Source organism: Dyella sp. (assembly GCF_035486915.1).
In the GTDB taxonomy this organism is placed as follows: Bacteria; Pseudomonadota; Gammaproteobacteria; order Xanthomonadales; family Rhodanobacteraceae; genus Dyella_B.
The window spans coordinates 1-12,894 of the sequence record NZ_DATHMR010000189.1 but is presented as its reverse complement, the minus strand read 5'-3'; the positions used below and the strand labels follow the sequence as shown (position 1 = coordinate 12,894).

Sequence of the window (12,894 nt, the reverse complement as noted above, 5' to 3'; positions counted from 1 at the left end):
AATTGGGCTGTCTCCACCTATGGAAATAAGACGGCGACGCCATTGTTTACAACGCCCTCTACATCATGGGCGTCCACCGACAGCAACGGAAATCCCATTTCGGGCACGAGTAACCAACCCATCATGACCCAGGTTGAGGTGCTGTCTGTCGACTCCACTGCAACAGGGCAATCGCGCGTGATGGTGGATTTCGGCACGGGATCGGTCACGCCGCAAACCACAAATTCGGCGGCTCAATATGCCGGTGGGCAACAAGCACTCTATGGCATTTGGGACTGGAACCTTGGCACGGCTGGAACGGCAGGTGCCGGATATGCGGGCCTTAGCGGTACCAATGCGCCGACCACCCCGCCCACCATCGCCAATCTGCAACAACAAACCATAACAAGCGCGGCTGGCGCCGTGGATAGCAGCACGAATACCGGCATCCGCACGGTCAGCACTAACCTGGTCTGTTTCGTCGGCTCCAATTGCGGAAGTACCACCGGTACGCAATATGGCTGGTACCTCAACTTGCCCGGCGCTCTTGGCGTGTCGATAGGCAACGCCAATCAGACTGAGCAGGTTGTCTTCAATCCAATCGAGTCTGAAGGGGCATTCATCGTCAATACGGACATCCCCGCAAACAACTCGCCGCTTACGTGCTCGGCCATCGATGCGCAGGGATGGACGATGGCGATTGACCCTGCCACGGGCGGCGCGTTCCAAACGGCCTTTTTTGCAACGTCCGGCGGCACTGTCATCGGCGGCTCGGTCATCGTCAGTGGCATTGCGAGTAACGCAACGGGTAGTCCATCCATCGTGACCGCCAATGGCAAGCCCTACATGATCAACCAGACACAAACTGGCGTGCCGAAAATCAACCAAGTCATTCCGCCTCCCGCTAATGGGCAGCGATTGACCTGGCTGCAACTGCATTAATCAGGCCGAGCAACCATGCGAACCGCACCCATTGCAAAGGCGGCAACATTCATGCAAAAAGCCAACCAACAGCATGCCAGCCAGGCAGGCGGTCATTCGTCAGAGCACCCGTGGCACGCTAATGCGGCACCCAAAGGCTTCACTCTGATCGAAATGTTGATCGTGGTGGCCATCATCGCCGTTCTAGCTGCCATTGCGATTCCTATCTATCAGCGACAGATTATGGAATCGCGACGCACGACAGCGAAAACGGCGCTGTTCGACTTAGCAAGCCGAGAAGAAAAATACTATTCAACAAACAATGCGTACACGGCCAACTTGACGACTCTTGGATATAGCAACGCCACGCAGATTACCGTTCCGAATGGCAACGCCAACACCGACTATTACCAAGTGGGGGTCGCTCTAACTACCACCGGTACTCCGGGTTACTTGGCGACCGCAACACCGATCAACAGCCAGGCGACGAATGACACCTATTGTGTGAATTACACAATCACCGACCTTGGCGTGCAGGGCAATAGCGGCTCACAAACCACGGGTTGTTGGTGACGTTGGCGTCATTTGAACTAAAGCTGGATACATCTTCATCCCATGGCTACCGCGCAGCTCTAGCGCGGTAGCCATCCCTTCCCCATAGCCAGCCACCGCTATTGCGCGGATAATCGACAGCCCTCGCAACCAACGCGGCTGTGCAATGTTCGTACCGGGTCAACGCTGGATTTCCACTGCCGAGCCAGAGCTCGGCCTCGGTACGGTGCTACGCGTCGAAGGACGCGGCGTGCAGGTGCTCTTCGCCAAATCGGGGGTCTTGCGCCCTTATGCGGTGGATTCGGCCCCGCTCGTTCGCGCCGAATTCCGCGCGGGGCAGCGCATTGCCGGCAAGGGCATCGCCTTCCTGGTGGAGCGCATTGAAGAACGTGAAGGCTTGTTGGTCTATCGCGGCGAGGGCCGCGAGTTGCACGAAGGACAGCTGGATGACGAGCAGAGCGTCAGTCAGGCCGATGATCGGCTGATCGGCGGCCGCACCGATGCCGTGCAGCACTTCGAGCTGCGCCTGGAAGGCCTCAAGCGCCGCGCAGACGCACGCCGCTCGCCTAGCTGGGGCCTTGGCGCCTCGCGCATCGGTCTGGTGCCCCATCAGTTGCGCGTGGCGGGTATTGCCGCCTCACGTCATCCACCGCGCGTGTTGCTCGCCGATGAAGTGGGTTTGGGCAAGACCATCGAGGCGGGCATGGTCATCGCCCGTCAGATCGCCACCGGACGCGCATCGCGCGTACTCGTGCTGTTGCCCGATACGCTGGTCTATCAGTGGTTCGTCGAGTTGTTGCGACGCTTCAACCTCAGCTTTGCGATTTACGACGAAGAGCGCTGCGAAGCGCTTGAGCTATCCGATCCCGCGCATAACCCCTTCGATGACGAACAACTCGTCATCGCCGATTTCAGCTTCCTCGAACACAGCCCCAAACACGCTGCGCAATTGCTGGATGCGCGCTGGGATCTGCTGGTGGTCGATGAAGCCCATCACCTGGCGTGGACGCCGGAAGCTGCCAGCCCACGCTATACGCTCGTCGAAAAGCTTGCCGCGATCACACCAGGTGTCGTTCTGCTTACGGCGACGCCCGAACAGTTGGGGCGCAGCGGACACTTCGCGCGTTTGCGTCTGCTGGACCCTCAGCGCTATCACAACCTTGATACCTATCTGGCCGAGTCCGAGCGCTTCCAGGCGCTCTCGCATATTGCCGACAAACTGCTGGAACGCCAGCCACTCCAGGCGCTCGAACTCGAACAGCTCCACAAGGCGTTTGAAGGCGATGCATCGCTACAAGCCTGCCTCGCCGATACGACCAAGCCCGAACACAGCCGCGAATTGCTGGCCGCCTTGATCGATCGTCACGGCACCGGGCGCTCCATGTTCCGCAATCGCCGTGCGGGCATTGGCGGTTTTCCCAAGCGCTTGCCGCAGTGGGAACTGATCGAAGCGGACCGCTTGGATGAGCGGATGCGCCAGGCACTCCTCGCGGAGTTCCACGCCGATATCCAGCAGCCTGCTCCCGTGCTGGAACTGGACTATTCCAACGATCCCCGCATCGAGACGCTGGTCGCGCTACTGGAACGTCATCCGCAAGACAAATTTTTACTCATCTGCCGCAGCCAGCCGAAAGTGCTTGCGCTTGAGGAAGCCTTGCGCACGCGAACAGGTGCCGGCATTGCGCGCTTCCATGAAGGCCTGGGCATCATCCAGCGCGATCGCAACGCCGCGTATTTCGCGCAGCAGGACGGCGCGCGCTTGCTGATCTGCTCGGAGATCGGCTCGGAAGGACGCAACTTCCAGTTCGCGCACCGTCTTGTGCTGTGGGATTTGCCGCTCGATCCAGACCTGCTCGAGCAACGCATTGGCCGTCTCGATCGCATCGGCCAACAGCATGACATCAGCATTCATATCATCGCCGCGGCCGACAGTGCACAGCATGTGCTCGCTCGCTGGTACGACGAAGGTGTGGATGCGTTTCGCACTAGCCCTGCCGATGGACGCGAATTACTGCGCCGCTTTGGCGAAACGCTGGCACGTCTCGCCGACGAGCACTCACGCGGCGACGATCAACGCGATCAGGAGCTGGACGTACTGCTCGCCGAAACGCGCTCCGCCCACGAACAAATGGCCGAACTGATTCGCGCAGGCCGCGATCATCTGCTCGAACTGGCATCCAGCCGCGATTTGCACGCCGACGATCTAGCACAAGCGTTTCGCCGCGAGGAAGACGATCCCTCGCGCGATGCGTTCCAGCAGCGCCTGCTCGAATCGTTCGGCATTCACACCGAGGAACTCGGCGGCAAGGTCGTGCTGCTCGATCCGCAATATCTATCGACCGATGCCCTGCCCGGCTTCGCCGAAGGACCGATATCCGTAACGTTCGCTCGCGATGTCGCACTGGCGCGAGAAGACCTGCCGCTACTGCGACTCGATCATCCGATGATCACTGGCGCGCTGGATCTCGCACTGTCCAGTGAGCGGGGTAACGCGGCTTTCATGGTCGATGATGGGCTACCGCCACGCAGCGCGCTGTTGCAGGCGGTCTACGTGCTGGAATGCGTGGCAGAGCGCAGCCTCGACGCGGAGCGCTTCCTACCGACTCAACCCATCCTCGCCACCATCGACACCAAACTTGCCGAACGCGCCAGCTTTCAGCCTAGCGACGCATCGCTACGCCGCGCGGCCGACCGCAATATCGAAGTGGCGCGCTATCGCAAGTTCCTCGCCAAGCTCGTACCGCCCATGCTTGAGAAAGCCGAAGCGGCGGCCGCGTTGCAGGCGCAAAGCAGCATTGCAAACGCGATAAACGAAGCGCGGGAAACACTGGATGCCGAACTGGCACGGCTGCACGCATTGCGTGCGGTGAATCCGTCGATCAGTCAGAGCGAAATCGCCAGCGTCGAGCATGAGCGCTCGGCTCTACTTGGCGCTTTGCCACAGGCGCGCCTGCGACTGGACGCTGTGCGCTTTGTAGTCAGCGCAGACTTCCTCGCGTTGCGCTGAGCAGAAAACACACCCTTCTCTCCTTACTCGGAGAGAAGGCGCGTCAACGCAGCAAACGGCGCTTGGGTTTGATCGGAAACTTTCCGCGCCAGTATTCGATCATCAAGAAACCACCCAGCATGCCGCCGAGATGGGCGAAGTGGGCGACATCGGCCTGACGGCCGGTCACGCCCAATATCAGTTCGATCGCGCCGTAGCCAATCACAAACAGCCACGCCGGTATAGGAATGGGCAGGAATATCAGCATCAACTTTTCGCGCGGATAAAGCATGCCGAAAGCGAGCAAAAGTCCGAAGATGGCACCGGATGCTCCCAGTGTCGGCACAAATCCGTGTGTGAAGTATTCCACCACCACAAGTTGAGCCAGCGCCGCGCAGATCAAGCAAACGAAGTAATACACGGTGAAATTGCGCGAACCGAACGTCTCCTCGATCGCCCCGCCAAACATGTAGAGCGCAAACATGTTGAAGAAAATATGCTGAAACCCGCCGTGCATGAATGCATAGGTCACCAGCTGCCATGGTCGGAACCCTACCGATATCATGCCGCCGTCATCGCCCTGAAAAACCTGGTCAGGGCCCCACGGCCACAAGGCAAAATGCTGAATCAGCGGACCGCTCATCACCTGCTGCAACAGAAACACGGCAACGTTGATGATGAGTAGATAACGGGTAACCGGTGGCAAACGTGTGGGCATGGAAATCTCACATGAGGACGTGTCTAGTATCGACCACGTGCCGCCCAACAAAAAGGCCACCGCATGGGTGGCCTTTCATGTCTCTTAGCAACGGTGATGGATCAACCGTTGTGCGTGTTCGAATCAATCGATGCCATGGCTTGCGGGCGACGCGCACCAGCAAAGCGCTGTGCCCAGTAGCTGTCAGCGAGGTTATCTACGCGCACCGACTCGCCACGGCGCGGCGAGTGGATGAAGCGGCCGTCGCTCAGGTAGATGCCAACGTGCGATACGCGGCCCTTGCCATGACGACCTGCCGTACGGAAAAACACCAGATCGCCCGGCTGCATGTCATTGCGGGCAACCGTGTGACCGACCATGTACTGCGACGCCGAATTGGTCGGCAGCTGCAAACCAATGGCGTGCTCAAAGACGTAACGCACGAAACCGCTGCAATCGAAACCGGTGGACGGATCGTGGCCGCCGCGCACATAGCGCGTGTGGCGCAGATCCATCGCCAGACCGATCAGCGTATCGCGCAGATCGTGCGCCAGCTGGCTGTCGCTGGAAATATCCGTAGCGGCGGTCTTGTCGGCAGTGTCGGTCTTGGCAGTTGCCAGCGCCCCGATCGGCAGCTGCGTGGGCAGAGCGGCCTGGGCGATGTTGGAAGCGGGTGTGAAAGCGTTCAGCGGACTCAGCAACGACGAAGAGATCTTTGCGGACACTTGGGCTTGGAGACCACTGTCGACGGTGGCTGCCAGGGCTGGTGTTGAAAAGCACACAGCCGAGGCGAGCGCGGCGAGTACAAGTCGCGTTTTAGGCATGTGGGTTGAATCTCTGGGCGGTAACTTAGTCCGACCGTCGCCCCCTGCGGCGGCCGTGACGAAGCAGTGAAGGTAACAAAGCACTCCGTCCAGCATGTTCGGATGAAGTTAACTAAACCCTGCCGTTCTAGAATTCGTTACACCTTCAAGATGCCACATAACAATTTGAATTCAATAAATAAAGTACGCAGCGAAAAAAATCCGCGGGCGTATGGACCTCAAAATTTTTCGTGATTTTTACGCTGAAATTTCGATACAGCGCACATTTCAGTGGGGTGACCGCCTACCAAAAATGGCGGTGCCGACCCGCACTTCCGTGGCGCCTTCGGCAATCGCCAACGGAAAATCGCTGCTCATACCCATCGAAAGCCGCGGTAGCACGTGGCCCTTGGCTTCGCATTGGTCCCGCAGCTCCCGCAGCTGACGGAAGCAGGCCCGCACCTCTTCGGGATCTTCCGAAAGCGTCGCCATCGTCATCAGGCCGCGCACACGCAGGGTGGGATAGTCGCGGAGCTGGTCGAGGAACGCCGGCAAATCTGCGCCGGGCAGACCGTATTTGGATTCCTCCTTGGCGGTCTTTACCTGCACCAGGACGCTCAGGCGCCGCCCAATGCTCTCCAGCCGGCGGTGCAAGGCCTCGGCCAGTTCCAGGCGGTCCAGCGACTGCACCTCGCTGGCCAGCCTCGCCACGTCCTTGGCCTTGTTGGTCTGCAGATGACCGATGACAACCCACTCGATGGTGTCGTCGCCGAGTGCCTCGGCCTTTTCCCGAATTTCCTGGACTTTGTTTTCGCCAAACCGGTGCAAGCCCATCGACATCGCTGCACGGACCACCTCGGGTCCAAAGGTTTTGCTTACCGGCAGCACGGTCACGTCTGCCGGATTACGTCTTACCGCACGACAGGCCTCCTCGACGCGTCCGAGGACCGCCGCCCAATTGGCCGCCAACTGCGCGGTATCGATCAATGCATCATCCCCTCGCCGCTTTTTCGTAATGACGCGCCACCACGTCGGCGACCACCATGGTGACCTTCTTGCCCGTCGGAATATGGATGAATTCGTTCGGACCGTGCGCGTTGGAGTGTGGTCCCAGCACGCCGGTGATGAGGAACTGCGCTTGCGGGAATTTGCTGCCTAGCATGCCCATGAAGGGGATCGAACCGCCCTCGCCCATGTACGCGGCGGGCTTGCCGAAGAAGCGCTCCGATGCATCGGCCACGGCCTTTTCCAGCCACGGGGAAAGCTGCGGCGCATTCCAGCCGCTGCCGTCTTTCTCCAGCTTGAAGCTGACCTTCGCACCGTATGGCGGATCTTTTTCAAGCAGTTGCTTCACGAACTCGCCTGCTTTTGCACCGTTGAGCGTGGGCGGCACGCGCAGGCTGAGTTTCACGGCTGTTTTCGGACGCAACACGTTGCCCGCACTGTCCAGCGGTGGCATGCCTTCGGCACCGGTGACGGCCAGCTGCGGACGCCAGGTGCGATTGAGCACCAGCTCGGTGAGGTCCTCCGTTACCGGATGCATGCCGTCAACGAACGGAAATTTGGTGTAGATCTCTTTGCCAAGCACACCGGCGGAAACGTTCGCCTGATCGATGCGCTGCTGCGGAATCTCTGCGTAGAGCTCTTTCGGCTTGATGCGACCGGTTTCCGGATCTTCGAGGCGTGACAGCAATTCGCGCAGGATGCGGAAGCTCGATGGCACCACGCCGGATGCATCGCCGGAGTGCACGCCTTCTTCCAGCACCTGCACCGTCAACTCGCCACCCGTCATGCCGCGCAACGATGTGGTGAGCCACAACTGTTCGTAATTGCCGCAACCGGAATCCAGGCACACTACCAGCGACGGGTTGCCGATGCGCGACGCAAGATGATCCACGTAATACGGCAAGTCGTAGCTGCCCGATTCTTCGCAAGCTTCGATCAGGATCACGCAACGCGCGTGCGGAATGCCCTGCTCCTGCAGCGCCAGCAGCGCAGCGAGCGAACCGAAAATGGCATAACCGTCGTCGGCGCCGCCGCGGCCGTAAAGCTTGTCGCCCTTCAGCACAGGAATCCATGGACCAAGGCCTTCCGACCAGCCCGTCATTTCCGGCTGTTTGTCCAGATGACCGTACAGCACGACGGTGTCGTCGTTCTGCCCGGGCACTTCGATATAAATCAACGGTGTGCGGCCTTCCAGCCTCACTACTTCAAGCGTGGCGCCGGGCAACGCTGGCAGCTTCGTGCGCGCCCACGTTTCCATCAGCTTGACGGCGGCGTCCATGTGGCCGTGCGCCACCCAGTCCTTGTCGAACATGGGCGATTTGTTCGGAATCCGGATGTAGTCCATCAGCTGGGGCACGATTTCAGCGTCCCAGAGATCGCTGATGTAGCGGGTCAGACGGGAGGTATCCATCGGGACTCCATCGACAAAGTGAAAAGATGATTCTACCAGCCCCACGTTTCCTGGCCTGTGTACGTGTCGCGGGCCACTCACTCACACGCTCGGCGGCTTGAGCCGACGACGCACAGTGCCGCCTGCGTCATCGCGAGAACGTGATCGTCCGACTGGGCGCAAGAACAGCGCGGGCGCAAAGTGCTGGCGCGGCACGGGACGTGCCGCTCATCCATCGACTAAGGAAAATCACTACATGTTCAAGAAGATCCTTGCTGTTGCCGCATTGGCTTTCACGCTCGCCCTGCCCGCTTTCGCGGCAACCCCCGTCAACATCAACACTGCCGACGCCGCAACCATCGCCAGCGCGCTGGATGGCATTGGCCTCTCCAAGGCGAAGGCCATCGTGGCTTTTCGCGAAGAACACGGTCCGTTCAAGAGCGTTGATGATCTGACGCAGGTCAAGGGCATCGGCGCGGCCACCCTGAAGCGCAATCAGGACGCCATCCTGCTCAGCGGCCAAGGTGCAACGCCTGCCGAGGCCGCCGCGTCCAAGGCCAAGCACCCCAAGAAGCCCAAGGCTGCAGCGGCCGACGCAAGCGAGGGCTGAGCTGCCAACAAACCGGGTACGGCCCATGGCGGGCCGTACCACTTGCGAATACACTCCGCGCGGACCCCAATGCCCAGGCAAGACTGCGCCATCATGATCGTCCCGCGTTACCGCATCGATGCTTCACGAATCACTGGCGCCGGGAAAGGGCTGTTTCTCGAAGAGCCGGTTAACGCCGGGCGCATCATCACCGCGCCGGACACCATCGATAAGACATTTCGTCTGGATGAAGTCCTTGCGCGGCCGGATTTGATGCACGCCAGCGCGCGCTGGTTCGAAGATCGCTACACCGTCTCGCCGGATTGGCCGGATGAGTGCTACATCAACCACAGTTTTGAGCCCAGCGGCCTGTGGCATCTGGGTTTTGTGTTTGCCACGCACGACCTACCTGCAGGAGCAGAGATCACCGTGGACTACCGGCATCTGTTGCCGCCGGGGCAAGAGGAAGACTTTATCGATACGGCCACTGGTGAGAGAATCGTTGGTCTGTCCTGGTATGAGAGTCTGATGACGACGACTCGCGCGCTGGCCCATGTGCTGGATAGCGCAAGCCTTACTGACTGATCCGAAATGATCACTATTCCCACCATCGAAACTGCACGCCTTCGCCTCACGGCGCTGAGCGAACGTCACTTCAACGACTACGCCTCCATGCTGGCCGATCCGGACAGTACACGCTGGATTGGCGACGGCCTGCCGCTCGATCGCACCAACGCGTGGCGTTCACTGGCCATGTTGATCGGTCACTGGCAATTGCGCGGTTACGGCATGTGGGCGCTGGAATTGAAGTCCACAGGTGAATTCATCGGCCGCGCTGGATTGTTGCATCCGGAGGGCTGGCCGGATGTCGAAATGGGCTGGATGCTCAAGCCCGAACATCGTCACCACGGCTACGCCACCGAAGCGGGCACCGCCGTGCTGGACTACGCGTGGGACCATCTGCACATGCAGCGTGTGATCAGTCTGGTGCGCGTGGGCAACGATGCATCCGATCGCGTTGCTGAACGCCTGGGCGGCGAACACATCGAAGATATTCACTTCTTTGGCAGCGAAAATCACGTCTTCGCGTATTACCCACCTCATCGTCAGTCTCGTCGCGCTATTGCATGAACAGGCTGCGCCCCGTGCCGGTCGCGTCCTTGCGCACCGAAACGTGGGCCAACGGCGCAGGCACGACGACCGTCATCGCCAGCGGCCCGCATGAGACGAACTGGCAATGGCGGTTGAGCATCGCCGACATCGCGCAGGCATGCACTTTCTCCGCTTACCCGGGCACGCGGCGCCAGATCGTCGCGCTTGATGCGCCACTGCATCTGCATTTCAGCGACGGTCGCAATGTCGAGCTGTTGCGCTTGTCCGGCGCGCATTTCGAGGGTGCCGATGCACCGAATGCCTCGCTACCGGAAGGTGCCACTCGCGCCTTCAACATGATGCTGCGCGGCGGTGCACACGGCGAAGTGATCGCCCGGCCACTCAACGGCAGCATGTGGTTACCGGTGCGTGAGCAATCGTGCTGGTTCGCGCACTTGCTTGCGGGCCGCGCGGACGTGCGTGTGGACGATGGGCGCGAAGCGCTGGAGCCGACCGACAGTATCTGGATCGATGCGCTACCCGGTGAGCGTGTGCGCATCGAGGGCGCCGGCGAGTTGGTGCTAGTCCAACTCGCCGTCACGCATTGACGTTTATCGATATTCCGCTTGTGGCTTCGCGGGTACAACAGACCGCGCTACGTCAGCCAGCGCAAACAAGCGGGCCGTGCGCATCCAACCAATCGCAAGGACGATAAGCTGGCTAAGCACGAGGGCAAACAGAAACCCGACCGCACCGAACGCCGTGACATGAATGCGTGCCATGCCAAGCACGGCCGCAATCAACAAGCCGATCAGCGTCACGATCAAGTAAAACACCACCGTCCAGAGCGGCCGGCGGAACACCTGCCGGAAGCCGCGCCCCAGTGCACGTGTAGCGGAACGAAGCCCGATGTCGGCGATAAATGCCGCACGTGCCGATTCCACAACGAGCTGCGCCAGCACAAATACGATCAACAGAACCCAGTGCGCGATGCTGTGATACGTGTCGACCTGCGATTCCAGCACGGCCCTTTCCGCGTGTTTATCGACCATATGCATGGCAACCGACGCCACACCCATCACGACCGCATACGGCAACAACGACCAGAGCATCACGCGGAACATGCGGCCATACTCGATAAATCCGCTCTGCAGTAACGCGCCAAAACCGAGCACGCGCCCTGCGCGGCCGCTGCCCACGATCATGCCATTGAGGAAGGGCGACAGCAGCAACGTGGTGAGTACACCGATGGTTGCCGTTGCGCCAAGCCAACCGGGATGTTTCGCCAGCGAGGCAATCGTGTCGCTAAACATCAAGGCGTTGAAGTTCTGCGCCCAATCGTCCGCATGCACGGAGTTGTCCAGCAAATCGCCAAGCATGTGCCGTAGCGGCAAGACGACGACGGTTGCCGGGATAAGCATGATGACCAGCCAAAGCAGCAGCAGACGCCATTGCACGGCGGCAGCCATGGCAGACAGTACCGAACCAAACCCAGTCGAACGGGAGTTGTTGGAGGCCATTACAGTGTCTCCAGCAGGGAGTAGAAGGTCTGCACGACAGCAGCCACGTCGGCCGTCCAGCGTCGCGACGCTGCTCCATTGGGCTCCGTTGTCAGGCTGTTATTGAGCCGGTTGTCGTCCAGAAGATTGTGTTTGTCCGGATCGAGTTCGGCGGAAACCACTTTGCCCGGCTTGATGAAATCAAAGCGCGCCCAGCGACGATCGTCGTTCCACGAAATGTCTTCGTGCGTACCGTCTTCATACGTGACACGCAATACTTCCGGTGCAGCAACTCCGTCACGAATGACCGTCACCGTGCTATGCCACGGAAACGGACCCGGTGCGCCGGGTTTTGCATCCGGATGCGCTTTTTTCCAGTCATCGCGTTGCTTGTCGATCTGTTTATCCAGATCCGACGCAACGACTTCGGTCTGTTTGCCGTCCTTCCACGTCACGCCCGCTTCGGGCAGCACTTCGTACGTATCGATGGCATCCACGCGATCGTCCAGCTTGCCGGTGCCGTAGACGTATTCGCTGAAAATCGCATCCACATCGCGCGCATTGCCGGTGCTATCGATCAACGCCGCGCGGAAATCGGCCACCGACGGATGGCGGAAATGCCAGCGCTGGTAATACAGGCGAAACGCGCGCTCCAGCGCAGGTGTACCGAGACGCGCTTCCAGATCGTGCATGGCCGTCGTCGTACGCGAGTAGACCGTACCGTAACTGGTGCCCGACAAGCGATCCCAGCTGTTCTGCGCGAGCGGATCGGCCGGCCCGTCCAGCGTCGCTGTCCCGCGCTCAAATTCGAAGAGGTTGATGTGCGGGGTGATGCCTAACCATTTGGTGAAGCGAGTGGCAAGCACTGCATCCTGCTTGCGTTCGCGCAACATGCGGTTGTCCCAGAACTCGTTGAGTCCTTCGTCGAGCATCGGCTCCTCGAATTCATTCGACGCAATCAGGCCGTAGAAATAGCCGTGCCCGAATTCGTGGATGTTCACGAAATCGCTGGCCATTTGCGTCGACGTATCGGGTTCCACGTACGTGTACCCTTCGGACGTAAAGAAGGTGGGATATTCCATGCCACCTGCTTCTTCGGCGTTATATGGTGGGATAACCGCTGTTACCGTGTTGTACGGATAGGCACCCAATGTCTTGGAGAAGTAGGCCACGGCATCGATGGTCGACTTGAGCGTAGGCGCCGCAGCCGCTTCGTATTCCGCCGGATAGATCACCCTGACGGCGACCTTCGGGCTACCGGGACCCGTGTACGTACCATCCAGCGTTTTGAAATCCTTGGCGGCCACCCAGGCGAAATCGTGCACGTCGCCCTGCACGAAGTGATAGGTGGTCTTGCCGTCTTTCTGTTCGGGCGTGCCTT

12 protein-coding genes and 1 pseudogene are annotated in these 12,894 nt (G+C 60.0%); 7 read left to right on the top strand and 6 right to left on the bottom strand.

What is annotated here, in order from left to right:
• The 3 genes from VK725_RS15455 to rapA all read left to right on the top strand — a co-directional run.
• Positions 1-921, top strand: a 921-nt coding sequence (locus VK725_RS15455) for a hypothetical protein (RefSeq protein WP_325318947.1), incomplete at its 5' end; no start/stop codon positions are given.
• A 15-nt stretch (positions 922-936) separates the two neighbouring features.
• A complete protein-coding gene (locus tag VK725_RS15450; protein WP_325318946.1) occupies positions 937-1,473 on the top strand; it encodes a type IV pilin protein in 537 nt (178 codons plus the stop codon).
• 145 nt (positions 1,474-1,618) lie between these two features.
• Positions 1,619-4,459: an RNA polymerase-associated protein RapA gene (gene rapA / locus VK725_RS15445; RefSeq protein ID WP_325318945.1), complete on the top strand. Its 2,841-nt coding sequence runs from the start codon at positions 1,619-1,621 to the stop codon at positions 4,457-4,459.
• Positions 4,460-4,502: 43 nt separating this feature from the next.
• Here rapA and VK725_RS15440 read toward each other — a convergent pair whose 3' ends face one another.
• The 4 genes from VK725_RS15440 to VK725_RS15425 all read right to left on the bottom strand — a co-directional run bounded on the left by VK725_RS15440 (position 4,503) and on the right by VK725_RS15425 (position 8,354).
• Positions 4,503-5,156 carry a rhomboid family intramembrane serine protease gene (locus tag VK725_RS15440; RefSeq protein WP_325318944.1) on the bottom strand — a complete coding sequence of 218 codons (654 nt, stop codon included), beginning with the start codon at positions 5,154-5,156 and terminating at the stop codon, positions 4,503-4,505.
• A 101-nt stretch (positions 5,157-5,257) separates the two neighbouring features.
• Entirely contained in the window at positions 5,258-5,959 is a 702-nt protein-coding gene (locus VK725_RS15435) for a C40 family peptidase (protein ID WP_325318943.1), read from the bottom strand.
• Positions 5,960-6,226: 267 nt separating this feature from the next.
• Positions 6,227-6,922 (bottom strand): YggS family pyridoxal phosphate-dependent enzyme, encoded by a 696-nt coding sequence (locus VK725_RS15430; protein ID WP_325318948.1) that lies wholly within the window; start codon positions 6,920-6,922, stop codon positions 6,227-6,229.
• Between the two features lie 7 nt (positions 6,923-6,929).
• Positions 6,930-8,354 carry a M20 family metallopeptidase gene (locus VK725_RS15425; protein WP_325318942.1) on the bottom strand — a complete coding sequence of 475 codons (1,425 nt, stop codon included), beginning with the start codon at positions 8,352-8,354 and terminating at the stop codon, positions 6,930-6,932.
• A 235-nt stretch (positions 8,355-8,589) separates the two neighbouring features.
• Between VK725_RS15425 and VK725_RS15420 the strand changes: the two genes are divergently transcribed.
• The 4 genes from VK725_RS15420 (at position 8,590) to VK725_RS15405 (ending at position 10,622) form a co-directional block, all read left to right on the top strand.
• Positions 8,590-8,943, top strand: a complete 354-nt coding sequence (locus tag VK725_RS15420) for a ComEA family DNA-binding protein (protein WP_325318941.1) — start codon at positions 8,590-8,592, stop codon at positions 8,941-8,943.
• Between the two features lie 93 nt (positions 8,944-9,036).
• Positions 9,037-9,507, top strand: coding sequence for an SET domain-containing protein (locus VK725_RS15415; RefSeq protein ID WP_325318940.1), 471 nt, complete (start codon positions 9,037-9,039; stop codon positions 9,505-9,507).
• Between the two features lie 6 nt (positions 9,508-9,513).
• Entirely contained in the window at positions 9,514-10,053 is a 540-nt protein-coding gene (locus tag VK725_RS15410; RefSeq protein WP_325318939.1) for a GNAT family N-acetyltransferase, read from the top strand.
• Complete coding sequence (locus tag VK725_RS15405) at positions 10,050-10,622, top strand: HutD family protein (RefSeq protein ID WP_325318938.1); 573 nt, start codon at positions 10,050-10,052, stop codon at positions 10,620-10,622. The genes VK725_RS15410 and VK725_RS15405 overlap by 4 nt, the downstream gene beginning before the upstream one ends.
• A 3-nt stretch (positions 10,623-10,625) precedes the next feature.
• Here VK725_RS15405 and VK725_RS15400 read toward each other — a convergent pair whose 3' ends face one another.
• Positions 10,626-11,534, bottom strand: a complete 909-nt coding sequence (locus VK725_RS15400) for a hypothetical protein (protein WP_325318937.1) — start codon at positions 11,532-11,534, stop codon at positions 10,626-10,628.
• Positions 11,534-12,894, bottom strand: a pseudogene (locus VK725_RS15395) (M1 family peptidase); the annotation flags it as partial. The pseudogene VK725_RS15395 and the gene VK725_RS15400, both read right to left, overlap by 1 nt.